This window comes from Sphingobium nicotianae (genome assembly GCF_018603885.1).
GTDB lineage: Bacteria > Pseudomonadota > Alphaproteobacteria > Sphingomonadales > Sphingomonadaceae > Sphingobium > Sphingobium nicotianae.
Genome location: NZ_JAHGAW010000010.1, coordinates 167,747 through 189,758 on the forward strand (window position 1 = coordinate 167,747; position 22,012 = coordinate 189,758).

Here is a 22,012-nt window from a genome sequence, read left to right on the forward strand (position 1 = left end):
GGCGACCGGGAATGACGCTGCCTGGCGCAGGCGTGTCAGCCCCGGGCCATGTCCGCGTTGCGGCGATACCGGAAGACGGTCGCGGGGGGAACGTTGCGCACGATGGTGCCGACACGCTCGACGCCGAGATCCAGCGCCCTGGCGACCGATGCGGCGAGCGGCGCGCGCGGGGAATAAGTGAACTGGATATAGGAACCGCCGGGCCGGAGCAGCTTGAACGCCTCGGCGAGGATCGACTGCTGCAAGGGCTTGCTCATCGCCAGCAGCGGCAACCCGCTGATCACGCACTGATACCCTTCCGCGCCGCCGACCGAGGCGGCCAGCACGGACTGGGCAGGCGCCTCGATGATGGTGACGCCCGGGAAATTGCGGCGCAGATTGCGCGCGAAGCTCTCATTGATCTCGACCACTTCGAGATGATCGGCAGGCAGGCCGGTCGCGAGGATCTGCCGCGTGAGCGCGCCCATGCCGCCGCCAAACTCCATGACCCGCCCGCCCTGCGGATCGATCTGCGAGGCCATCAGGCGGCCGAGATAGGGGCTGCTGGGCACGATCGACGCCGTCTGCCGCGGCTGGCGGATCCAGGCGTGGAGAAACTTGAGATAGTCGCCCGCCTTTGTGCAGTGGTCGCTCAGCACGGATCCGTCGGTGGTCATTGGCCCTCACACAGGCGTTTCATGAATATGTCATGTTAAAGAGAGGGCGTGCGCAAGGAAAGGGGCAAGATGCGTATTGGTGCAGGCGCGCGGCCTGGCGGCAGCGTTTCCGCCCGTCAGCGGCTCGCCCGCATGCCGATGGAGGCAGCGTCGTTATAGGGCCGGCGTTCGGCAAGCGCCGATTGCATGCGCGTGCGCAATGATTCGAGCGTGATCAGCGCGGTCTCCTGCGCCATGTCGCCGGCGCGCAGGGTGCGGGCGAGATTCTCGTTGCGCTGGCACAGCTCGTCGATCGTCTGCAACGCGCCGAAATGGCTGCGCACGATCTCCGGATCGCAGCAGAGCTGGACGCCCATCTCCTCCAGCGTCTCGCGGATCCGGTCGAGTTCGTCCGCGATCAGGGCGCGCACGACCAGTTCCTCCGGCATGGGCGGGCACTGCTGCGGCGATGCGATGCGCATGGTGGGGAGGCTGCTCATGGGAGCGGGTGTCGGTGCGCGGCGATCAATGAACGACGTGCCGGACGGCGGCGACGAGGCGCTCGGGATCGAAGGGCTTGACGATCCAGCCCGTCGCACCGGCCTCACGGGCGCGGGCGCGCTTGTCGTCGGTGCATTCGGTGGTCAGCACGAGGATCGGGCGGCCGACATGACGGCGCCGCTCGCCGCGCAGCTTCTCGATGAAACCGAAGCCATCGAGGCGCGGCATGTTGATGTCGGTGATGATGAGATCGACCTCATTGTCCTCCAGCCAGTCGAGCGCGGCCTGGCCGTCCTCGGCCTCGACCACCTCGAAGCCATTGCCATTGAGCGTCATGCGCAGCAGCGCGCGCATGCTGCGGCTGTCGTCCACCGTGAGAATCCTCGTCATCGGCATTTTGCCCGTCTTTCGTCCTTGCTGCCTGTCCACCGGCAAGTCTGTCTGCACGATAGGACGCCGCATGTTTAAAAATCGTTCAGCACGGCAAGATGATGCACCGCGACGAACCGCGGCTCTCTCGCAAAGCAGGATTGAACCGCTTGTGAACGCGAAAAAAGGCCCGCTTTCGCGGGCCCTTCCAGGGATTTGACGATGGAGAGAGTTAGCGCCGACCGCCGGACCATGTGGGAGACTATGGCGGCGATCGGCGCGGTACTGAGGCTGGTTTAAGCGGAGTCTGGTTACGAAAAGGTAAATGATGCGGTGAAGCGAGAGGCAAGGAAATGGCGCGGAACCGCCGTTTCCGGATCGGAACTTCACCAACTTATCACGTGTGACGCATGGGGAATTTTCAAAAGCCCCGGGCGGCCCGGGAAGAAGCACAGGATATTTCGGGGAACTCCACGGGGTCAAAGAGCGGGTGCCGTCCGGCACGTCGGGACTGACATGGAACCGGGCGTGCAGGACAAGCGAGCCAGCGCCCCTGCCCGGGCACGACGCCCTCAAATCAGGCGCCGATCCGAAAAAAGCTTAACATGATCATTTACAGCGGCGAGACGGCCCGCCTATCGTCCCGGCGTGAGGAGATGCCGGTGAACGAACAGTCCAACATTCCCCTGGCCGAGGCGAGCAGCGCGGAAAACCCCGCCGTGCCGGGCGTTTCGATGCGCTACGCCTGGATCGTTCTCATCTTCCTGACGCTGACCAACCTGCTCGGCTTCATGGATCGCTACCTCATCAACATCCTGGCCCAGCCCATCAAGATGGACCTCAAGATCAGCGATGCCGAGGTTGGCCTGCTGTCCGGCTTCGCCATGTCGATCAGCTATTCGCTGTTCGGCCTGCCGCTTGCCTGGCTCGCCGAGCGGCGCAGCCGCGTCATGATCATCACGGCGTCGATGATCGCCTGGTCGTTCCTCACGGCGCTGTGCGGACGCGTCACGACATACGGGCAGCTCGTCCTCGCCCGTGTCGGCGTCGGCGTCGGCGAAGCGGGCGGCATGCCGGCCAGCCATTCGCTGATCACCGACTATTTTCCGCCGCACCGGCGCGGCCTGGCGCTGGCCATCTTCACCATCGCGATCCCGATCGGCGCGATCTGCGCGTCGATCATCGGCGGCTGGATCGTCGACCATCTGAGCTGGCGGGAAGCCTTCATCTATCTGGGCCTGCCCGGCGCGCTGGTCGCGATCATCTTCGCCCTCGTCGTGCGCGAGGCGCCGCGCGGACGCTATGATGCCGGCGCGATCAAGGGCGCGCAGCCGCGCATGATCGAGGTTGCGGCAGGCCTCTGGAGGGACCCGGTGACTCGCCAGGTCATCCTCGCTTATACGTCGGTCGTCCTGGTCACCACCGGCGCGAGCACCTTCTTCGCCCCGTTCCTGGCGCGGAAATATGCGGTCAGCTACACGACGATCGGGATCGTCCTCAGCTCCACCTTCCTCGCCGGCGGCATTCTCGGCAATCTGATCGGCGGCTATCTCTGCGACCGGCTCGGCCGCCGCGATCCGCGCTGGCCGATGTGGGTGCCGGCGATCGGCATTCTCGTCTCGATCCCCTTCTATTTCACAGCCTATCTGCAGCCGACCGTCCTTCGCACCTCGGTCATCCTGTTCTTCCCCTCGGTCGTCGCCGTCTTCTTCACGCCGCCGACCTTCGCCGTGCTCCATGCCCGCACCGATCCGCGCGCACGATCGATGATGGTCGCGATCGTCGGCCTCGTCTCGGGCCTGCCCGCCAGCCTCGGCCCCGTCCTCGCCGGGCTGGCCATCGACCTGCTGAGCGCGGCTTCTTATCCGGGCTCGTTCGCGACCGCCTGCGCCGGCGGCACCGGCGCCGTTGCCGGTGCATCGCCGGCCGCGATCAAGCTCTGCACCGACGCCTTGCTCCAGGGCACGACGATCACTTTGCTGTCGAGCGCGCCGATGCTGGTCTGGCCGGCGCTGCATTATTGGCTGGCGGCACGGGCGATCGGGCCGAAGCGCTGAGCATGCTCACCGGGGCAGCAGTCGACTATCTAGCGGACAGTTAGCCCCTCTCCTTCAGGGGAAGGGTAGGGGGTGGGGGCGATGCGTCCGCATCGCTCGCATGGCGATCACTCGAAGCGTCCAGCCCCACCCCAACCCCTCCCCTGAAGGGGAGGGGCTACTGGCGGGAATCCCCTCCGACCCGGCAACCGCCGCCCTAAATCTCGGCGTTGATCAGCCAGTCGTGGAACACGCGCACGCCGCGGCGTTCGAGGGCCTTGGGGCGGCAGACGAAGAAATAGCGGTAGGGACTCTCGATCTGCTGATCGAACAGGCGCATGATGCGGGGATCATGCGCATTCTCGAAGTGCCGGCCGTGCATGACCGCGATGCCCAGGCCCTGCGCCGCTGCCTCCAGCATGAGCGCGCCGGAATCATAATAGTCGATCGCCGCCGGGGTCAGCTGCGGCAGGCCCACCGCTTCCTTCCAGATGTCGAACGTCGCCGACATGTCGCGGTGGATCAGGACGGTCTGCTTCGCCAGATCCTGCGGCTTCCTGATGGCATTCTCGCCCTCGACCAGCGCCCGGGACGCGATGAGGAAGACCTGATCGCGATCCAGTTCACGGCCGTAAAGCCCGGGGTCGACGTCGCGCGCCAGCACGATCGCGGCGTCCAGCCCCTCACCCAGCCGGGCGATGGCGTTGGGACTCGTATCCACGTCGAGATGGATATCCGGATGACCGCGATGAAACTCGCCCAGGCGCGGAAAGAGGCGCTGGCTGGCGAACAGAGGCAGCATGCCGAGCCGCACGCGCATCGTGCGGGCGCCGCTGGTCGCGCTCTCGATCGCGGCGCCCAGCGCATCGAGCGCCGGTGCGATCTCCTTGAGCAGGCCATGCCCATGCTGGTTGAGCTCGAGCTGCTGATGCTTGCGCTCGAACAGGCTGTAGCCGAGGAACCGCTCGAGCGCCTGAATGCGACGACTGAGCGCCGGCGCGGACAGCGCCAGCTCCTCGGCTGCGGCCTTCACCGAACCGGTGCGCGCGACCTGGACGAAGGCTTCCAGGGCGGTAAGCGGTGGCAATCGGCGCATATTTGGAGTCAGCTATCCCTGTTGATTTGCTGCATCGCACAACCATGCCGCAACTGCGAGCGAGATGCCAGTACCGTTTTTGCGTATCGGCACAGTTCTGCCCATAAGTGCACAGACATGGTGAACCCGATCGATTCAATGACGGTTCAGTTACGTTATTCCAATTGCTAGAGAGGCTTATCTGCTCGCCGCACGGCGAGGCATCCACGCTTCTGAAGGAAATTCCATGCATCGCTCGTTTCTTGCGCTTGCCCTAGCGTCCGTCAGCCTGTCCGCCTGCTCGACTCGCCTCGCCAGCGAGGCGCCGGCGCCCGCTCCCGCGCCGGTCGCCCCCGCTGCCCCCGCAGCCGCGCCCGCCCCCAAGCCGACGATCGGCGACTATGGCTTCGACACCGCGGGAATGGACAAGAGCATCGCGCCGGGGGACAATTTCTACGACTATGCCAATGGTGGCTGGGCGAAGAATACCCCGATTCCGGCGGACAAGTCCAACTACGGCATGTTCACCGTGCTCGACGATCTCTCCAAGCAGCGTACCCAGACGATCCTGGAGGAAGCCAAGGGCGATCCGAACAGCAAGATCGGCAATGCCTATGCCTCCTACCTCGACCAGGCCACCGTCGAGGCACGCGGGCTGGCCCCGATCAAGCCCTGGCTGGACGCGATCAAGGCGGTGAAGACGCGCGCCGATTACGTTGCTATCCTCGCGCAGGCGGCGCGCAACGGCGTCGGCCGGCCGTTCGGCGGCTATGTCGGGCAGGACGACAAGGCGCCCGAGAGCTATATCTATACGCTGACCCAGAGCGGGCTCGGCATGCCCGACCGCGATTTCTATCTGCAGCCCGGCGACAAGATGGAGGCGACGCGCAAGGCCTATGTCGCGCATATCGCCAAGATGTTCGCGCTGGCCGGCGAGCCGGACGGCGAGAAGCGCGCCGCGGCGATCATGGCCTTCGAGACGGCGATCGCCAAGGTCCACTGGACCCGCATCGACAGCCGCGACGCCGACAAGACCTATAACAAGATGACGGTCGCGCAGCTCACCAAGCTCGCGCCCGGCTTCGACTTCGCCAGCCTGTTCAAGGCATCGGGCGTCACCAGCGACGCGCTGCTGGTCAACCAGCCGAGCGCGATCAAGGGCGAGGCGGCGCTGATCGCCAAGGCGCCGCTGGCGCTGCTCAAGGACATGCTGATCATCCGCAGCCTCGACGGGTTCGCGGACTATCTGCCCGATGCCATCGCCGCCGAGAATTTCGCCTTCTACGGCACGACGCTGAGCGGCACGCCGGAGCGGGAGATCCGCTGGAAGCGCGCCGTCACCTTCGTCAAGGGCTCGCTCGGCGAGGAAGTCGGCAAGGAGTATGTCGCGCGCTATTTCCCGCCCGAGACCAAGGCGGCGGCGGACCAGCTCGTCAAGAACATCATCGCCGCGATGGGCAAACGCATCGACGGCCTCACCTGGATGAGCGCGCAGGCCAAGGCGCGGGCGCACCAGAAGCTCGCCAACTTCACGCCCAAGATCGGCTATCCGGACAAGTGGCGCGATTATACGGGCTATGAGGTGAAGCGCGACGACCTGTTCGGCAACGCGATCCGCTCCAACCAGTTCGACTATGCCTATATGATCGGCAAGCTCGGCCAGCCCATCTATCGCTGGGAGTGGCAGATGACGCCGATGGAGATCAACGCCTATGCCAATCCCGGCATGGTCGAGATCGTCTTCCCGGCCGCCATCCTGCAACCGCCCTTCTTCGATCCCAACGCCGACCCGGCTGTCAATTATGGCGGCATCGGCGCGGTGATCGGCCATGAACTCAGCCATCATTTCGACGATCAGGGCGCGAAATATGACGAGACCGGCAAGCTCGCCCAATGGTGGACCGATCAGGACGTCGCCAACTTCAAGGTGCTGACCGACAAGCTGGTCAAGCAATATGACGCCTATGAGCCGCTGCCGGGCGAGCATGTCCAGGGGGCGCTGACCCTGGGCGAGAACATGGCCGACCTGGCCGGTCTCACCATCGCCTATGACGCCTACAAGGCGGCGCTGGGTGGCAAGGACGCGCCGGTGATCGACGGGACCACTGGCGATCAGCGCTTCTATCTCGGCTGGGCGCAGGTGTGGCGGCGCAGCTATCGCGAGGCCAATCTGCGCCAGCGCCTGCTGACCGACCCGCACTCCCCATCCGAGCAGCGCACCGCGATCGTGCGCAATCTCGATCCCTGGTACGATGCCTATGCGATTCCGGCGACCGCGAAGCTGGCGCTGCCGAGCGATGCGCGAGTGCGTGTCTGGTAGTGAACAGAGCGAAGGAGCGGTCGTTAAGACCAAGGGTTAACGCCGGCCGCTCCACCGCCACATTTTACAAACGGACCTTATCCACAGAGACCCGAAAAATGGCGAAAATCAGCCATTTATTGCCGTCTCGTTTCGGCACAATCGCCTTAACCGAAAATATTAATTTTGTTTGCGAACCACGTCGACCCGTGCGATTATTCAGACAGCCACAAATTGGGGCGTGGGAGACCTACCATGAACAAATATCTGCTTGCGGCCTCGGCTGCCGCAGCGGCGACATTGCTGGCACCGGCCGCCAATGCGTCTGTGACGATTTCCTGCCCGGGCTTTTCGGGGCTGGGCTACTGCACGTTCAACGAGGTGAACAAGACCGGCAATTTCGGTGACAGCTTCACCAGCGCGCAGTCCTTCAACGACACGTTCACACTGACCCTGAGCCAGGCCTATGACCTGTCGCTCACGATGACGAACACGGCGGCGACCGGTGGCCCGATCACCTTCACCACCTATGCGTTGTACGACAGCACGATGACGTCGCTCGGCAATTTCGCGTTCGGCTCGGTGCCCACGACCTACGCGCTCGGCGCCGGCGTCTATACGCTGAAGGTGGCGGGCAGCGCCTCGGGCAGCTCCAGCTATCAGGGCACGATCGACGTCTCGGCCGTCCCGGTTCCGGAGCCGGCGACCTGGGGTCTGATGCTGGTGGGCGTGACCGCGCTCGGCGCCATCATGCGCCGTCGTGTTGTCGCGGCGCGCGTGGCTTTTAGCTGACCGTCAGACGGGCTTGATTGGGGGATCAGGCTCATCCGGTCAGTGATGGTGGGAGAAAGAGGCGCGCGGCTCGGCGAGCTGCGCGTCTCTTACCTCTTTGGTTCGTGATCGGCCCAGCCTGTCGCCTTTTCCCGACACTGTCTCCAGGCGATGTCGACATGGCGGGCTGATCGCACGGCATGGGACTCGCGCAGCCGGATTTGTCGCGGTTGGGCGGGTTTGGAGTCGCGTTCGCCAGCGAAGGCGCGGACGGAGAGGTGGCCGATATGCCGATATCCATCCGATCCGGACCACAAAATCACCGGATCCGGCCTGTTCACGGACAGAGGGGCGCAAACCATCTCATTCTGGAACATCCAGTTGTAAAATATCGTTAACAAAGGGTTGAATTTTTGGCCCGCAAAAGGTTAATCTGCACGGGCCAACCAAGGCGTTGTGGGAGTACATCATGAAGAAAATTATTTGGGCGGCGTCTGCCGCTATCGCAGCGCTGAGCGTGACGCCGGCTGCACATGCGTCCGTGTCGATCGTCTGCCCCGGCAACTCGGGCCTGAGCTTCTGCACGTTCAATGAGGTCAACATGACCGGCAGCTTCGGCGACAGCTTCACCTCGCCGCAGTCGTTCACAGACAGCTATCAGATCAACCTGTCGACCGCCTATGTGCTGTCGATCACGGCGACCAACACCGCCGCGACCGGGGGCCCGATCAGCTTCACCTCGGCCGAGCTGCTCGACAGCGCGATGACCTCGCTGGGCCCGATCGCGTTCGGCGCCGTGCCGACGACGTTCAATCTGGCCGCCGGCAGCTACTATCTGAAGTTCGTCGGCGCCTCGCAGGGCAGCGCCAGCTTCGGCGGCACGATCGACGTGCGCACGCCGGCCGTTCCCGAGCCCGCAACCTGGGCGATGATGCTCGCAGGCGTCGCCGCCGTCGGCGTGTCGCTGCGTCGTCGCGCGCGGGTCGTCGCGTTCAGCTAAATATCCGGCTTGGAAGGGTCGGGGCCCGGCCCCTGCCCTTCCCGCTTCGACAAATGATGGGCGCCAGCGATTGTGGGATCGCTGGCGTTTTTTTTGCGCGCCTCATTCCCTCGCGTGCTTGTTCGAGGCCTCTATCGCGTCGCACGGGGGACAATCGCCCCCGTCGAGCGGCCGACGCGGCGGGAGCAGGCTGGCCGGTCAGGCACCCACGATAGAGTCGGTCCCGCGTGCGTTAAATCAGTGCTCCTGCGGAAGCAGGAGCCCGGGGCTGCGGGTTCGTCCGTCACGCTCTGAGTTCCTGCTTCCACGGGAACACTCATGCCGGGTCAATCTGAACCGAGCCAACCGCATTGCGCCACATGCATCCCGCCGACACCGGATGTCTGCAAGACGCAAGAGCGCTGCCGGGCGGCGCGAGAAGATCAGGCCCACGCCACTGCGTGACTTCGACGTGATCCGCTGGCGCCCTACCTCGCGCTGCGGGCGAGGCTTCGCCAAAGCCGCTCGACAGGGCCCTGCCCAAACGAGCGACGCCACAGGGGCGACCAGGCGAGCATCACGGCCCACATGGCGAGCGCGACCAGCATCAGCGCCGCGCGGTTCAGGCTGCCGAACAGGCCGGCGCCATAGCCATAGAAGAGGCTCGTCATGACGAGGCTGGTCAGCAGATAGTTGGACAGCGCCAGACGGCCGACCGACCGCACGGCGCGGACGATCGCCGCATCGGGCACGCGCCCGGCAATCTCCATCGCCAGCGCGGCCAGCGCCACGGCAAACGGCAGGCGCAGTGGCAGCGACCAGCCGAAGCTCGCCGCCTGCACCGCAAGCGGATCGCGCGAGAGCAGCACCCACAGGGCCAGCCCGGCCATCGGCACGAGACCGACCAGCAGCCCACGCTGCCATGTCGCGCGATATTGCTCGGCGCGCCACTGGCCGGCGAGGAAGCCGCCCTTGAGCATCGCCATGCCGAGCGCGACGAAGGCCAGCATTTCCGGCATGGCATAGACGAGCTGGTCGAGTGCATCGCCGGGGAACCGCGCCAAGCGGAACTGGAGGATCCCGCCATAGGTGCCGAGATAATGCGCCCGCTCGCTGGTCGCCGCAACACTGTCGCCCATGCCGAGCTGATCGGCATAGAGGCGCCAATGCGCCATGAGATGGGCCGTGGCGTCCGCGCTCCCGGCATGAGCACGCAGCCAGAATCCGGGCAGCACGGCCGACAGGTCGATCAGCCATTGTCCCAGAATAAGCGCGAGGGCGAGCTTGATCAGGGACAGCGTCTCGAACCGCACGAACAGGGTCGCGACGAGGCCGCACAAGGCCAGCAGCAGCAGGATGTCGCCCGACCAGAGCAGGAGATAGTGCGCCAGGCCGATCGGCAGCAGCCAGAGCATGCGCCGGCGATGCGCGGCAAAGCCGTCGCGCCCGTCCATCTCCGCCGATTCCATGACGAGAAGGATGCCCGCGCCGAACAGCATCGCGAAGATGGCGCGCATCTTGCCGTCGACGAACAGGAAATTGAACAGCCATGCGGCGAGATCGACCGGGCCGCTCGTGCCGATGCCGAACGGATTGTAAAGCGCCGGCAAGGGCAGCGCGAACAGCACGATATTGGCGAGCAGGATGCCCATGACCGCGCATCCGCGCAGAAAATCCAGCCCGTCTATGCGGAAACTCTCATCAGCCATGGCGCTTCCTAGAGCAGGCGGATCGATTTGGGAATCGCCCAGAGTGGCTGGTGGGTGGGCAAATTGCGATGCCGGCGAATGTCGGCTGCGAGGCGGGCGTTGCGCTTGCGATGGACAGCCTGGGGTGGAGAGCTCAAGCGCGAAACCCTTCGCCTTTTGACGTGACCTGGCTCCCCGGCGGTGGCATGCGGCCCGCATGAAGACAGCACGCAAAGCCCTGATCGGCGCGGCCTTCGCCGCCGCGGCGGAGCGCTATGACGCAGGGGCTGACGTCCAGCGGACCGTCGCGCAGCGGCTGGCCGACATGGCGGGGCATGTGCGCCTCGCGCCGGGGGCGCGGATTCTCGAGATTGGCTGTGGCACGGGGCTGCTCACGCGCGAGATCGCGGCGCGCTGGCCGCAGGCCGAGCTGACCGCGACCGACATCGCGCCCGCGATGATCGACAGGGCGGCGCGCGCGGGCATCACCGCGCGGCTGATGGCCATGGATGGCGAGGTACCGGTCTTCGAGGGACCACAGTTCGACCTCATCCTTTCCAGCCTCACCTTCCAATGGTTCGACGATCTGCCGCTGGCGCTGGCGCGGCTGCATGCCCTGCTCCGCCCCGGCGGCAGCCTGTATTTCGCGACCATGGGCGCGGAGAGTTTCGCCAGCTGGCGCGCCGCGCATGCGGCCGAAGGATTGGCGGCCGGACTGCCGCGCTACCCTAGCCTCGCCGAACTGGGCGAGATGCTCCATGGTTTCGGCGACACTTCGGTCAGCGAGGCGCAGCACCCCTTGCCCGCACGTGGCGGCCAGGCCCTGATCCGCCATTTCCGGGACATCGGCGCCCATGTTCCACGGCCGGACTACCAGCCGCTGGGACCGGCGGCGATGCGCCGCGTCATCAACTATTTTGACGGACAGGGCGGCGAGACGCGCTATCATGTGCTTTATGGCCGCATCACCCATGCCTGACCCCGCGCCCGGAGGCACCCTTCGCCCCGCCACGACAGCCGACATTGCCACGCTCGCGGCGCTTAAACTCGCCTGCTTCCGCGAGACCTTCCTCGACGGCTTCGGCATCCCCTATCCGCCCGCTGATCTCGCCCGGTTCGAGACGGAGAGTTATGGCGAGGGGCGGATCGCGGCCGAGCTGGCCGATACCAGCCATGCGACCTGGGTCTGCGAAGCGGATGACGGCACGCTGCTGGCCTATGCCCATGCCGGCCCCTGCAAGCTGCCTCACCCCGAGGTAACGGCGCGATCGGGCGAGCTTTATCAGATCTATGTGCGCGGCCATGCGCAGGGCCTGGGGCTGGGCCGGCGGCTGCTCGCGACGTCGCTCGACTGGCTGGGCACGCATTTCCCCGGGCCGCTCTGGCTCGGCGTCTGGTCGGGGAACGAAAAGGCGCAGACAGTCTATGCCGCCGCGGGGTTCCGCAAGGTTGGCGATTATCACTTCATGGTCGGCGAGCATCGCGATGCCGAATTCATTTATCGGCGAGATTGAACGATCCGTCGCACCGCGCGTTCACCTCTGATCCATCATTACCGCATAGCGTGGATCACAGAACAGGGAGGACAGGGTCGTGACACAGCATAACTTCATCCGGTCACGCAAGGCGGCATCGCTTGCGATCGCCAGCAGCCTCGCCCTGATGCTCACGGCCTGTGGCGGCGACAGCGGCGCCAGCGGCACGCCCACGACGATCCCCACGCCAACGCCCTCCCCCACGGCGACGCCGAGCCCCACGCCCACGCCCACGCCCGCGCCCACCCCGACGCCTACACCGACCCCCGCACCGACGACATGGTCGGGCCTGGCGGCGGCGCTCTACGATGTGCAGCCCGATGTCGCGACCTGCAAGACGGGCACGCTCAAGACCAGCGTTCGCACCGAATTCCTCACCCGGCTCAACGCGCTGCGGGCGCTGCACAATCTGCCGGCGGTGACTTATTCGTCGGCGGACGATCAGCAGGTCGATGACTCCTCGCTGATGATGGCCGCGAACAAGACGTTGAGCCACACGCCGCCGACGAGCTGGCTGTGCTACACCAGCCTTGGCGCCACCGGCGCCGGATCGAGCAATCTGATCGGGGCGTGGAGCACGGGCAACGGCCTGGGCTGGTCGACCGAGGACAGCTTCCTCGCCCTGTGGCTGACCGAGAATGGCTCGATCGACATCGGCCATCGCCGCTGGGTGCTCGATCCTTTCCTCGGCAAGATCAGCTATGGCAGGGTGACGCAACAGTTCATCGGCGGCGGCCAGGCCGACACCGCATCGATGAAGGTGTTCGGCTTCGCCGCCACGCCCGCGACCCCGACCGGCCTTCCCGCCTTCGTCGCCTATCCTTACGGCAACTATCCGACGCGCTATTTCGGCACCGGCGACTATCTCTCCTTCTCGGTGGTCGCCAATACCGGCAGCCGAGGGGCGAACGGCAGCGTCAGCTTCGCCAGCGCCACGGTGTCGGTCGCCAACGGCTCGACCAACCTCACGGTGACGGACGTGGCCAAGGACAATAATGGCTACGGCCTGCCCAACAACATCCAGTGGCGCGTCGCCAACCTGCAGCCGAATGTCAGCTATACGGTGACGATCAGCGGCGTCACCGGGGCGCCACAGACGAGCTATAGCTATACGTTCAAGATCGTGCCGTAACCGCGCAGCAGCGGGAAGCTGGCGCGGCATTCAGCCGCCCAGCCCGCGTTCTTCAGATTTCCGCGTCCATCAGGCTCGGGAAGAAACTCTCATGCGCGGCGCGCAGGGCGTCGAGCGGGACGGCATGGTCGCTCTCGGGCAACTCGAAGATGATCCGGCCGGCGATGGTGCGGCCAAGCCGTGACACGGTAACGCCCTTCATCTCGGCCATGGCGAGCAACTCGACCAGCGCCGCATCACGCACCGTGATGACGTAAAGCCCCTGATCCTCGGCGAAATAGCTCTGCGCCGCGGTGCCGGCGAGCGGCTGGTCGAGCATCGCGCCGATGCCGCTGGCCAGCGCCATCTCGGCAATGGCGACGGCGACGCCGCCGTCCGACACGTCATGGCAGGCGGTGATCGCGCCGCAGCGGATCGCCTCGCGGATGAAATCGCCGGTGCGGCGCTCGGCGGCAAGATCGACGCGTGGCGGCGGGCCGGCATCCTTGCCTTCGAGGCCGTGGATTTCGCGCAACCAGACCGACTGGCCAAGATCGCCGGAGCGCTCGCCGACGAGCAGGATGATGTCTCCGGTGCCTTTGAACGCGATCGTGCACATGCGCTCGATGTCCGGCAGCAGGCCGACACCGCCGATGGCGGGCGTCGGCAGGATGGCACTGCCGCCGCCGGTTGCCTTGGACTCGTTGTAGAGGCTGACATTGCCCGAAACGATCGGGAAGTCGAGCGCGGTGCAGGCGGCCGCCATGCCCTCGATGCAGCCGACGAACTGCCCCATGATCTCGGGCCGCTGGGGATTGGCGAAGTTCATGCAATCGGTCGTGGCGAGCGGCGTCGCGCCGACTGCGGTGATGTTGCGCCAGCACTCGGCGATGGCCTGCTTGCCGCCCTCCACGGGATCGGCGAAGCAATAGCGCGGCGTGCAGTCGGTGCTGATCGCCAGGCCCTTGCCCGTGCCGTGGACGCGCACGACGGCCGCGTCGCCGCCCGGGCGCTGGATCGTGTCGGCGCCGACCATATGGTCATATTGCTCCCAGATCCAGCGGCGGCTGGCGAGATCGGGCGAGCCGACCAGCTTCAGCAGATCGTCGGCGATATTCGCCGTGTCGGGCACATTGGCGAGCGGTGCCAGCGCGGGCGTGGGCACGTGCGGCCGGTCATAGAGAGGCGCGTCGTCGGCAAGGGGTCCGAGCGGAATGTCACACACCGTCTCGCCATGATGGACGAGGACCATGCGGCCGGTGTCGGTGACCTCGCCGATGACCGCGAAGTCCAGCTCCCATTTGTGGAAGATCGCCTCGGCAAAGGCTTCACGGCCGGGCTTGAGCACCATGAGCATGCGCTCCTGGCTCTCCGACAGCATCATCTCATAGGCGGTCATGCCCGCTTCGCGCTGCGGCACCTTGTCCATGTCGAGCCGCAGGCCGACGCCGCCCTTGCTGGCCATCTCGACCGAGGAACTGGTGAGACCCGCGGCGCCCATGTCCTGGATGGCGACGATCGCGTCCGAGGCCATGAGCTCCAGGCAGGCCTCGATCAGCAGCTTCTCGGTGAACGGATCGCCGACCTGGACCGTGGGCCGCTTGGCTTCGGCATCCTCGCCGAAATCGGCGCTCGCCATGGTGGCGCCGTGAATGCCGTCGCGGCCGGTCTTGGAGCCCACATAGACGATCGGATTGCCGACGCCCGAAGCGGCCGAATAGAAGATCTTGTCGGTCTCGGCGACGCCGACGGTCATCGCGTTGACGAGGATGTTGCCGTCATAGGCCGAATGGAAATTGGTCTCGCCGCCGACGGTCGGCACGCCGACGCAATTGCCGTAGCCGCCGATGCCGCGCACGACGCCCGAGATGAGATGCTTCATCCTGGGGTGATCGGGCCGGCCGAACCGCAGCGCGTTCATGTTGGCGACCGGGCGCGCGCCCATGGTGAAGACGTCGCGCAGGATGCCGCCGACGCCCGTCGCCGCGCCCTGATAGGGCTCGATGTAGCTCGGGTGGTTGTGGCTCTCCATCTTGAAGATGGCTGCCTGGCCGTCACCGATATCGATGACGCCGGCATTCTCGCCCGGGCCGCAGATCACCCAGGGCGCCGTCGTCGGGAGCTTTTTCAGATGGATGCGGCTCGACTTGTAGGAGCAATGCTCGCTCCACATGACCGAGAAGATGCCGAGCTCGGTGAGGTTCGGCTCCCGGCCGATCGCCCGCACGACGCGATCATATTCTTCCTGGGTCAGGCCGTGGTCGGCAACGATCTGGGGCGTGATGGCGGGCGCGTTTGTCGACATGAGGGGCCTTTATCGTCGTGCGGCGGGAGAGACAACCTCGTGTAGGCGATGCGAACCATATTGCGGGCCATATTATAGGCCCTCCCCTTCAGGGGAGGGGTTGGGGTGGGGCTGGCGACATTGCAGATCGCTGCGCGACACCCACCCCGCATCAGGTAAACAGCGCCCCGCGCTGTTTAGGTCATGCCGGGGGCATGACCGACCTGAGGCGCCCTCCCTTGAAAGGGGCTTATGTGGTGCGACGAGGCTCGACAGTGCGAAAGCGCGCCGTCAAAGTGTTGTCATGATCAAATCACTCGTCCGCATCGGCGCGCTCGCTCTGCCCCTCTTTGTCTTGGCGACGCCGCGTCCAGTCATCGCCAAGACCACCGCCCCACCCTCACCGCAAGCCACCCTCACCCGCCTCGCCGACGCCTTCGTGCCGCTGGTGCTGGAGATCGGCACCTATGAGCCGGATTTCGTCGACGCTTATTACGGGCCGGCCGATCTGCGGACGAAAGCGGAGGCCAAGCCCCGCTCGCGCGGCGCGCTGGAGCAGGCGGCGAGCGCGGCGGTCGTGCAGCTCGACAGGAGCGTCATCCCGCATCTGCGCGATCCCGCCGCGCTCGGCCGCGCCAAGGCTCTGCGCGGTTTCTACCGGGCGGCGGCGATGCGGCTGGCGATGATCGGCGGCAAGCGCTTTCCGTTCGACCAGGAAGCGCTGGGGCTGTTCGCGGTGAAGCCACAGCTCAAGCCACTGAGCTATTACGACGCGATCCTCGCCAAGCTCGACAGGCTGGTGCCCGGCGACGGCCCGCTGGCGGCGCGCGTCGATGCCTTCAACGACCGCTTCATCGTGCCCAAGGACAGGCTGCGCCCGGTGATGGAGGCGGCCATCGCCGAATGCCGGCGCCGCACCCTCGCTTATTTCGACTTGCCGAAGGAGGAGAGCTTCGACCTGGAGTTCGTCACCGGCAAGAGCTGGTCGGGCTATAATTACTACAAGGGCAATTATCACAGCCTGATCCAGGTCAATACCGACCTGCCGGTGCGGATCGGCCGCGCGGTCGACCTGGGCTGTCACGAGGGCTATCCCGGCCATCATGTGCTCAACATCATGATCGAGCGCAATCTGGTGCGCGGCAAGGGCTGGCACGAATATTGGGTCAATCCGCTCTACGCGCCGCAGAGCCTGATCTCCGAAGGCAGCGCCAATTACGGCATCGACCTCGCCTTCCCCGGCGAGGAACAGCTCGCCTTCGAGCGCGACACCCTGTTCCCGCTGGCCGGGCTCGACCCCAGCGAGGCGAAGGCGCTCTGGGACGTGCGCAAGGCGACGACCGAGCTCGGTGCTTCGCGCATGACGCTCGCCAAGCTCTATCTCGACGGCACGATCGACCGCGCGAAGACGCTGGAGCTGTTTCAGAAATACCAGCTCACCACGCAGAAGCGCGCTGAGCAGGGCATCGCCTTTTTCGATCAGTATCGCAGTTATACGATCAATTATTATCTCGGGCAGGATCTGGTGCGCGGCTTTGTCGAGCGCGGAAAGCCGGACGCGAAGACACGCTGGGCGCGGATGCGGCATGTGCTCTCCGACACGGTGATGCCGATGGACCTCGTGGCGAAACCGGCTCGTTAACACGCTTGCCGGGTTCGACGCGCTGCGCCAAGCTGGGGCGGACATCAGGAGAGAGAGGACCGCCCATGTTTCGTCAGATGATCGTCGCCGCCGCCTTGTGCAGCGTCACCGCTCCCGCGCTGGCCCAGGAGCCGGTGGTGGGCGTCGCCAATCCGGAGTCCTTGTTCACCGACAAAGATCCGGTCATCAACCGGAACAAGCAGGCCGCGCTGCACATCATGCGCGAGTTGCTGCAGTGCAATCACTGGAGCGATGCGGGCCAGTGGCTGACCGAGCGCTACCTGCAGCATAATCCCAATGTCGTCTCGGGTCTTGCGCCGGTCATGAAATATTTCGCGCCGCGCCCGCGCACGCCGACCTGCGACAAGCTGACCACGCCGGTCGTCGCGGTGCTGGCCGACAAGGATCTGGTCGCGGTGGTGATCTCGCGCACGCTCAAGCATCCGACCGATCCGGGCAAGACCTACACGACGAGCTGGTTCGACATGTGGCGCTTCGTCGACGGCAAGGCCGACGAGCATTGGGATGGCGCCGAGCTTTACCCGCCACGCCCGCCGGCACCGGCCCCGGCACAATAAGCGCGCATGAAAAAGGCCGGTCCTCGCGGACCGGCCTGATGAGGGGAAGCTTGGAAGGGGCTGATCAGCCGAACTTGCAGGACTGGCCGTTAAAGGTGATCGTGTTGCCTTCACCGGCAGTGATCGTGGTCTTGCCGTCGGCCGAGACGAAGGGCTTGCCCTTCTCGGGCGCCTTGAGCGGCGTGATCGGCGCCTCCTGCTTGGCCTTGAAATTGGCGCTGACGTCGTCGGTCATGAAATCGACGTAGATGAGGCTGTTGTCCTTGCACCGATAAGGGTGGCTCGACTTGATCATCGGCAGCGGCGGCGGGGGAGCCGCATTGGCCAGCTCGGCCGCCATCGGATCGACAGTGCCGGTGTTCATGGTCTCGGGCTCTTTCTTGCAAGCAGCCAGAGCAAGGACGGCCGCGCCGAGCGCGACAGCGAGGGTTGTGCGAGTGCGAAGGGTTTTCATAACAAGCTTGCTATTGCGGCTCGAAACCTGCCGGTCAACTCAATTTCCATGACAATACGCCATTTTTCCATGAGAGGCAGACTGGGCGCTTGACCCTGCCGGGGCGGCGGGTCAATGCAGGCGCATGGCAGATGCAGCCGACACCGAAACCCTGACCTTCGAGGAAGCGCTCCGGCGCCTGGAGGCGATTGTCCAGCAGCTCGAGCGGGGCGATGTGCCGCTGGACCAGTCGATCACCCTCTATGAGGAAGGCGACAAGCTGCGCGCGCAATGCCAGCGGCGGCTGGACGCGGCGCAGGCGCGCATCGAGCAGATCATGACCGGCGCGGACGGCGCGACCAAGACGGCCCCCTATCCGGCGCAATGAGCGGCATGCGCGTGGATGCCCCGACCAGGCTCGACGCCGCCCTGACAGCGATGGCCGAGGCGATCGACGGCCAGTTCGACCAGCTCCTCGCCGTGCCGCAGGATCAGCGCGCGCGGCTCTATGAAGCGATGCGGCACAGCGCGATCGGCGGCGGCAAGCGGCTGCGCCCGCTGCTCGTCAAGGCGAGCTGCGACCTCTTCAACATCGGCTGGGAGAGCGCCGTGCGCACGGGGCTCGCCGTCGAGTGCATCCATGTCTATTCGCTGATCCACGACGACCTGCCGGCAATGGACGATGACGATATGCGCCGCGGCAAGCCGACCGTTCACAGGGCGTTCGACGAGGCGACCGCGATCCTGGCGGGCGATTGCCTGCACGATCTGGCTTTCTCCATCCTGGTCGACGAGCGCACCCATCCCGACCCCTTCGCGCGCTGCGAACTGGTCCGCGCGCTGGCGCTATCGAGCGGTCCGGCGGGGATGGCCGGCGGCCAGATGATGGACCTCGCCGCGCAGGCCAGCCCTTACGACCTGCCGACCGTGACGCGCATGCAGCAGCTCAAGACCGGCGCGCTGGTCGACTTCTGCATGGAAGCGGGCGCCATTCTCGCTCGCGTGCCCGAGGAGAGGCGCGTCGGCCTGCGCGGCTATGCGCGCGACCTCGGCCTCGCCTTCCAGATCGCCGACGACCTGCTCGATGTCGAGGGGGACGCGGCCGTGACCGGCAAGGCGGTCGGCAAGGATGCCGCGGCGGGCAAGGCCACGTTCGTCTCGCTCATGGGCGTCGACCAGGCGCGGGCGCAAGCGCAGCTGCTGGTCGATCAGGCCAAGGATCATCTCCACGGCTTCGGCAGCGAGGCCGATCTGCTGCGCGACGTCGCCGATTTCGCGATTCGCCGCAGCCACTGAGGGACGAGGACAAGGACCGGGGATGACGCAACGCATCGGGCTCTATCCAGGCACGTTCGACCCGGTCACGCTGGGCCATATGGACATCATCCGGCGCGGCGCAAAGCTGGTCGACAGGCTGGTCATCGGCGTCACCACCAATCCGAGCAAGTCGCCCATGTTCACGCTCGACGAGCGGCTCGCCATGGTGCGGCGGGAATGCGCCGACATCACCGATACCGAGATCGAGGTACGCGCCTTCGATTCGCTGCTGATCGAATATGCGCACTCGGTCGGCGCCTCCATCATCCTGCGCGGACTGCGCGACGGTGCCGACTTCGGCTATGAATATCAGATGGCGGGCATGAACCAGTATCTCGATCCGCGCGTCGAGACGGTGTTCCTGATGGCGCATGTGTCGCTCCAGGTGATCGCCTCGCGACTGGTCAAGGAGATCGCCTATCTCGGCGGCGACATCAGCAATTTCGTGTCGCCGACCGTGCGTGAGGATATGCTGGCGCGGATCGGGCCAAAAGGCTTATAGGCGCGGTTCACGGGTCAGCGCCGGTTCAGCCACGAGCTGCCAGAGGGCTGGAAATTTTGAGGAAGACAAGAATGCGCGTTTCCCACCTGATCGGCCATGGCGTGGCGATCGCCCTCCTGCTCGGCAGCGCCGCGCCTGCCTTCGCGCAGGGACGCAAAACCGCCGAAGATGTGATGAAGGAGGCCGAAATGGCCGCCCGCGCCAAGAAGGACGCCGATGCACTGCGCGCCGCGGCCGACAAGGCGGGCGTCAAGCCGCTGCAGGCCACGATGCCAATCACGCCGGAGAACACCTGGGTGCTCGATCTCTCCGATGGCGGCCATGTCCGCATCGCGCTCCGCCCCGATGTCGCGCCCGGCCATGTCGAGCGGATCAAGGAGCTTACGCGCAAGGGCTTCTACAACGGCCTGGCCTTCCATCGCGTGATCGACGGCTTCATGGCGCAGGGCGGCGATCCCAAGGGTGACGGCACCGGCGGATCGGACCTGCCGGACCTCCATAACGAGTTCAACTGGCTGCCGCACATGCGCGGCACCGTCTCCATGGCGCGCGCGCAGGGCGAGGACAGCGCCAACAGCCAGTTCTTCATCATGCTGATGCCGCGCATGCAGCTCGACCATAAATATACCGTGTTCGGCCGCGTCATCGATGGCATGCCGGGCGTCGACGAGATCGCCAAGGGCGAGCCGCCCGCCGCGCCAACCAAGATCGTGCGCGCCTATATCGAGAGCGATGGCCAAGCCGCCGCCGCCCCGGCGCCGAGCCAGCCGGCGGGCTGAGCTGTTTAGGCCCTCTTCCGCACGCGGAAGAGGGTTACAAAGGCGCCTTCACTCTCCGCTGATCGGCCCCGCTTCATTGCCGAGGATCGTGAGTACGCGGGCCCAAGCTTCGACATTCTGCTCAAGCTGGACAGGATCGATCTTGTCGAGCGTGTCGTCGGGCGTGTGGTGCAGGTCGAAATAACGCGTTCCGTCCTGGCCCAGATCAATCACGGCGAGCTTCTGGTCCCGGATGATCGGGCCGACATCGGTACCGCCATCGGTCTCGCCGGTGGCCCGCACGATGCCCATAGATGCCAGCGATGCGGCGATGCGATCGCCCAGCGCCTTGTTGGCCGGAGCGAGTTTCATCTTGACGTTCCACACGCGGTCCGCGCCGAAATCGCTCTCCATGGCGAGCGCATGCGGCTGCGTGGCATGGGCCTTGGCATAGGCCTCGCCGCCGAAGCCGCCCAGTTCCTCGGTTCCGGCCCAGAGCACGCGGATCGTGCGGACCAGCGGCCCGCTCGCGCGCGCGCGCAACGCTGCGGCCGTAACGATCGCACAGCCCGCGCCATCGTCGATCGCGCCGGTGCCGAGATCCCAGCTGTCGAGATGGCAGGCGACCAGGATCGGCGGAAGCGACGGATTGCTGCCAGGCAGATCGCCGATGACATTGCCGGAGGGCAGCTTGTCCGTGATCGTGCCGGTGAGCGTCAGCGACAGGCGCATCGGCTGGCCCTTCGCGGCAATGCGGGCGACATTGTCGGCATCGGGATTGGAGATGGCGCCGGCCGGGATCGGCTTCACGCCATCCGGCCAATTGGTCGCGCCGGTGTGCGGATTGCGATGGTTGTCGGTGCCGATCGAGCGGATGACGACGCCGATCGCACCCTTCTGCGCGGCGATGGCCGGGCCCTGGCGGCGTGCATTGCCATAGGGGCCGTAGCCGCTACCGTCCTGATTGGCCTTCATCGCATGATCGATATAGGCGATCTTGCCGGTGAGCGACCCGGCCGGCGCGGCCTTGAGCGCATCGAAGCTCGCGAAATAGACGAGCTCGCCCTCGATGCCCTTGGCAGGCGTCGTGCCGCTATAGCCGAGCGCGGTGATCGCCAGCGGTTGCTGATAAGGGGCGAGCAGACGCGCGCGATCCTCGCCGCGGACATAGCCCTTGATCGTGAAAGGCTCGATCGCGACGTTCGAAAAGCCGAGGGCGGTGAGCCTCGCCTTCGCCCAATCGCGGGCGCGGGCCTCGGCCTCGGAGCCGGCGAGGCGCGGGCCGATCTCGGTGGTGAGGCCCGAGACGATGTCCCAGGCGGTCGAGTCGCCGGGCGCCGCTGTGACGGCGGTGGCGGACACGAGGGCGGAGAGCGCGAGGGCGCGAGCGAGGCTGGTCATGCGATTTGTTAGCAAGTGCAGCAGGGAATGCAATGCGCGGTTACAAGATACTCCGCCGTATTCTCTCATAGCCGACGCTCGTCCAGATACGGGCTTCA

21 protein-coding genes are annotated in these 22,012 nt (G+C 65.8%); 13 read left to right on the plus strand and 8 right to left on the minus strand.

Annotation, left to right across the window (positions count from 1 at the left end):
• Nucleotides 1–35: 35 nt before the first annotated feature.
• From KK488_RS15635 to KK488_RS15645, 3 genes are all read right to left on the minus strand, one after another.
• Nucleotides 36–656: a class I SAM-dependent methyltransferase gene (locus KK488_RS15635; protein WP_214624633.1), complete on the minus strand. Its 621-nt coding sequence runs from the start codon at nt 654–656 to the stop codon at nt 36–38.
• A gap of 116 nt (nt 657–772) precedes the next feature.
• On the minus strand, nt 773–1,135 hold the full coding sequence (locus KK488_RS15640) for a hypothetical protein (RefSeq protein ID WP_214624634.1): 363 nt from the start codon (nt 1,133–1,135) through the stop codon (nt 773–775).
• A gap of 25 nt (nt 1,136–1,160) precedes the next feature.
• Entirely contained in the window at nt 1,161–1,526 is a 366-nt protein-coding gene (locus tag KK488_RS15645) for a response regulator (RefSeq protein WP_214624635.1), read from the minus strand.
• A gap of 641 nt (nt 1,527–2,167) precedes the next feature.
• Here KK488_RS15645 and KK488_RS15650 point away from each other — a divergent pair.
• A complete protein-coding gene (locus KK488_RS15650; protein WP_214624636.1) occupies nt 2,168–3,562 on the plus strand; it encodes a spinster family MFS transporter in 1,395 nt (464 codons plus the stop codon).
• 196 nt (nt 3,563–3,758) lie between these two features.
• Here the strand turns inward: KK488_RS15650 and KK488_RS15655 are convergent, their stop codons facing one another.
• The gene (locus KK488_RS15655) at nt 3,759–4,637 is read right to left on the minus strand and encodes a LysR substrate-binding domain-containing protein (RefSeq protein WP_214624637.1); all 879 of its coding nucleotides are present in this window, start codon (nt 4,635–4,637) and stop codon (nt 3,759–3,761) included.
• A gap of 226 nt (nt 4,638–4,863) precedes the next feature.
• Here KK488_RS15655 and KK488_RS15660 point away from each other — a divergent pair, with 226 nt between their 5' ends.
• The 3 genes from KK488_RS15660 to KK488_RS15670 all read left to right on the plus strand — a co-directional run bounded on the left by KK488_RS15660 (nt 4,864) and on the right by KK488_RS15670 (nt 8,686).
• On the plus strand, nt 4,864–6,936 hold the full coding sequence (locus KK488_RS15660) for a M13 family metallopeptidase (protein WP_214624638.1): 2,073 nt from the start codon (nt 4,864–4,866) through the stop codon (nt 6,934–6,936).
• Nucleotides 6,937–7,170: 234 nt separating this feature from the next.
• Nucleotides 7,171–7,707 carry an FxDxF family PEP-CTERM protein gene (locus tag KK488_RS15665; protein WP_214624639.1) on the plus strand — a complete coding sequence of 179 codons (537 nt, stop codon included), beginning with the start codon at nt 7,171–7,173 and terminating at the stop codon, nt 7,705–7,707.
• A 448-nt stretch (nt 7,708–8,155) separates the two neighbouring features.
• On the plus strand, nt 8,156–8,686 hold the full coding sequence (locus tag KK488_RS15670) for an FxDxF family PEP-CTERM protein (RefSeq protein ID WP_214624640.1): 531 nt from the start codon (nt 8,156–8,158) through the stop codon (nt 8,684–8,686).
• 467 nt (nt 8,687–9,153) lie between these two features.
• On the opposite strand, the gene KK488_RS15675 is transcribed toward KK488_RS15670, so the two are convergent.
• A complete protein-coding gene (locus KK488_RS15675) occupies nt 9,154–10,374 on the minus strand; it encodes a DUF418 domain-containing protein (protein ID WP_214624641.1) in 1,221 nt (406 codons plus the stop codon).
• Nucleotides 10,375–10,570: 196 nt separating this feature from the next.
• On the opposite strand from KK488_RS15675, the gene KK488_RS15680 reads away from it, so the two are divergent.
• The 3 genes from KK488_RS15680 (at nt 10,571) to KK488_RS15690 (ending at nt 13,020) form a co-directional block, all read left to right on the plus strand.
• The gene (locus KK488_RS15680; protein WP_214624642.1) at nt 10,571–11,332 is read left to right on the plus strand and encodes a methyltransferase domain-containing protein; all 762 of its coding nucleotides are present in this window, start codon (nt 10,571–10,573) and stop codon (nt 11,330–11,332) included.
• The gene (locus KK488_RS15685) at nt 11,325–11,867 is read left to right on the plus strand and encodes a GNAT family N-acetyltransferase (protein WP_250890516.1); all 543 of its coding nucleotides are present in this window, start codon (nt 11,325–11,327) and stop codon (nt 11,865–11,867) included. The genes KK488_RS15680 and KK488_RS15685 overlap by 8 nt, the downstream gene beginning before the upstream one ends.
• A 79-nt stretch (nt 11,868–11,946) precedes the next feature.
• Nucleotides 11,947–13,020, plus strand: a complete 1,074-nt coding sequence (locus tag KK488_RS15690) for a CAP domain-containing protein (RefSeq protein ID WP_214624644.1) — start codon at nt 11,947–11,949, stop codon at nt 13,018–13,020.
• Between the two features lie 52 nt (nt 13,021–13,072).
• Here the strand turns inward: KK488_RS15690 and purL are convergent, their stop codons facing one another.
• Nucleotides 13,073–15,304 carry a phosphoribosylformylglycinamidine synthase subunit PurL gene (purL, locus tag KK488_RS15695; protein ID WP_214624645.1) on the minus strand — a complete coding sequence of 744 codons (2,232 nt, stop codon included), beginning with the start codon at nt 15,302–15,304 and terminating at the stop codon, nt 13,073–13,075.
• Between the two features lie 283 nt (nt 15,305–15,587).
• Between purL and KK488_RS15700 the strand changes: the two genes are divergently transcribed.
• The gene (locus tag KK488_RS15700) at nt 15,588–16,925 is read left to right on the plus strand and encodes a hypothetical protein (protein WP_214624646.1); all 1,338 of its coding nucleotides are present in this window, start codon (nt 15,588–15,590) and stop codon (nt 16,923–16,925) included.
• Nucleotides 16,926–16,990: 65 nt separating this feature from the next.
• The gene (locus KK488_RS15705) at nt 16,991–17,503 is read left to right on the plus strand and encodes a nuclear transport factor 2 family protein (RefSeq protein ID WP_214624647.1); all 513 of its coding nucleotides are present in this window, start codon (nt 16,991–16,993) and stop codon (nt 17,501–17,503) included.
• Nucleotides 17,504–17,567: 64 nt separating this feature from the next.
• Here KK488_RS15705 and KK488_RS15710 read toward each other — a convergent pair whose 3' ends face one another.
• Complete coding sequence (locus tag KK488_RS15710; RefSeq protein WP_250890518.1) at nt 17,568–17,867, minus strand: hypothetical protein; 300 nt, start codon at nt 17,865–17,867, stop codon at nt 17,568–17,570.
• 214 nt (nt 17,868–18,081) lie between these two features.
• Here KK488_RS15710 and KK488_RS15715 point away from each other — a divergent pair, with 214 nt between their 5' ends.
• The 4 genes from KK488_RS15715 (at nt 18,082) to KK488_RS15730 (ending at nt 20,534) form a co-directional block, all read left to right on the plus strand.
• The gene (locus KK488_RS15715) at nt 18,082–18,324 is read left to right on the plus strand and encodes an exodeoxyribonuclease VII small subunit (RefSeq protein ID WP_214624649.1); all 243 of its coding nucleotides are present in this window, start codon (nt 18,082–18,084) and stop codon (nt 18,322–18,324) included.
• Nucleotides 18,325–18,329: 5 nt separating this feature from the next.
• Nucleotides 18,330–19,232: a polyprenyl synthetase family protein gene (locus tag KK488_RS15720; protein WP_214624650.1), complete on the plus strand. Its 903-nt coding sequence runs from the start codon at nt 18,330–18,332 to the stop codon at nt 19,230–19,232.
• A 22-nt stretch (nt 19,233–19,254) separates the two neighbouring features.
• Entirely contained in the window at nt 19,255–19,755 is a 501-nt protein-coding gene (coaD, locus tag KK488_RS15725; RefSeq protein WP_214624651.1) for a pantetheine-phosphate adenylyltransferase, read from the plus strand.
• A gap of 71 nt (nt 19,756–19,826) precedes the next feature.
• Nucleotides 19,827–20,534 carry a peptidylprolyl isomerase gene (locus KK488_RS15730; protein WP_214624652.1) on the plus strand — a complete coding sequence of 236 codons (708 nt, stop codon included), beginning with the start codon at nt 19,827–19,829 and terminating at the stop codon, nt 20,532–20,534.
• A 48-nt stretch (nt 20,535–20,582) separates the two neighbouring features.
• Here the strand turns inward: KK488_RS15730 and KK488_RS15735 are convergent, their stop codons facing one another.
• The gene (locus KK488_RS15735) at nt 20,583–21,914 is read right to left on the minus strand and encodes a M28 family peptidase (RefSeq protein ID WP_214624653.1); all 1,332 of its coding nucleotides are present in this window, start codon (nt 21,912–21,914) and stop codon (nt 20,583–20,585) included.
• Nucleotides 21,915–22,012 lie beyond the last annotated feature (98 nt).

Excerpts from the sequence above, each read along its gene's own strand:
- KK488_RS15635 (WP_214624633.1), bottom strand. The coding sequence starts at position 656 with ATGACCACCGACGGATCCGTGCTGAGCGACCACTGCACAAAGGCGGGC.
- KK488_RS15640 (WP_214624634.1), bottom strand. The coding sequence starts at position 1,135 with ATGAGCAGCCTCCCCACCATGCGCATCGCATCGCCGCAGCAGTGCCCG.
- KK488_RS15645 (WP_214624635.1), bottom strand. The coding sequence starts at position 1,526 with ATGACGAGGATTCTCACGGTGGACGACAGCCGCAGCATGCGCGCGCTG.
- KK488_RS15655 (WP_214624637.1), bottom strand. The coding sequence starts at position 4,637 with ATGCGCCGATTGCCACCGCTTACCGCCCTGGAAGCCTTCGTCCAGGTC.
- KK488_RS15660 (WP_214624638.1), top strand. The coding sequence starts at position 4,864 with ATGCATCGCTCGTTTCTTGCGCTTGCCCTAGCGTCCGTCAGCCTGTCC.
- KK488_RS15665 (WP_214624639.1), top strand. The coding sequence starts at position 7,171 with ATGAACAAATATCTGCTTGCGGCCTCGGCTGCCGCAGCGGCGACATTG.
- KK488_RS15670 (WP_214624640.1), top strand. The coding sequence starts at position 8,156 with ATGAAGAAAATTATTTGGGCGGCGTCTGCCGCTATCGCAGCGCTGAGC.
- KK488_RS15675 (WP_214624641.1), bottom strand. The coding sequence starts at position 10,374 with ATGGCTGATGAGAGTTTCCGCATAGACGGGCTGGATTTTCTGCGCGGA.
- KK488_RS15680 (WP_214624642.1), top strand. The coding sequence starts at position 10,571 with ATGAAGACAGCACGCAAAGCCCTGATCGGCGCGGCCTTCGCCGCCGCG.
- KK488_RS15685 (WP_250890516.1), top strand. The coding sequence starts at position 11,325 with ATGCCTGACCCCGCGCCCGGAGGCACCCTTCGCCCCGCCACGACAGCC.
- purL (WP_214624645.1), bottom strand. The coding sequence starts at position 15,304 with ATGTCGACAAACGCGCCCGCCATCACGCCCCAGATCGTTGCCGACCAC.
- KK488_RS15700 (WP_214624646.1), top strand. The coding sequence starts at position 15,588 with ATGATCAAATCACTCGTCCGCATCGGCGCGCTCGCTCTGCCCCTCTTT.
- KK488_RS15705 (WP_214624647.1), top strand. The coding sequence starts at position 16,991 with ATGTTTCGTCAGATGATCGTCGCCGCCGCCTTGTGCAGCGTCACCGCT.
- KK488_RS15710 (WP_250890518.1), bottom strand. The coding sequence starts at position 17,867 with ATGAACACCGGCACTGTCGATCCGATGGCGGCCGAGCTGGCCAATGCG.
- KK488_RS15715 (WP_214624649.1), top strand. The coding sequence starts at position 18,082 with ATGGCAGATGCAGCCGACACCGAAACCCTGACCTTCGAGGAAGCGCTC.
- KK488_RS15720 (WP_214624650.1), top strand. The coding sequence starts at position 18,330 with ATGCGCGTGGATGCCCCGACCAGGCTCGACGCCGCCCTGACAGCGATG.
- coaD (WP_214624651.1), top strand. The coding sequence starts at position 19,255 with ATGACGCAACGCATCGGGCTCTATCCAGGCACGTTCGACCCGGTCACG.
- KK488_RS15730 (WP_214624652.1), top strand. The coding sequence starts at position 19,827 with ATGCGCGTTTCCCACCTGATCGGCCATGGCGTGGCGATCGCCCTCCTG.
- KK488_RS15735 (WP_214624653.1), bottom strand. The coding sequence starts at position 21,914 with ATGACCAGCCTCGCTCGCGCCCTCGCGCTCTCCGCCCTCGTGTCCGCC.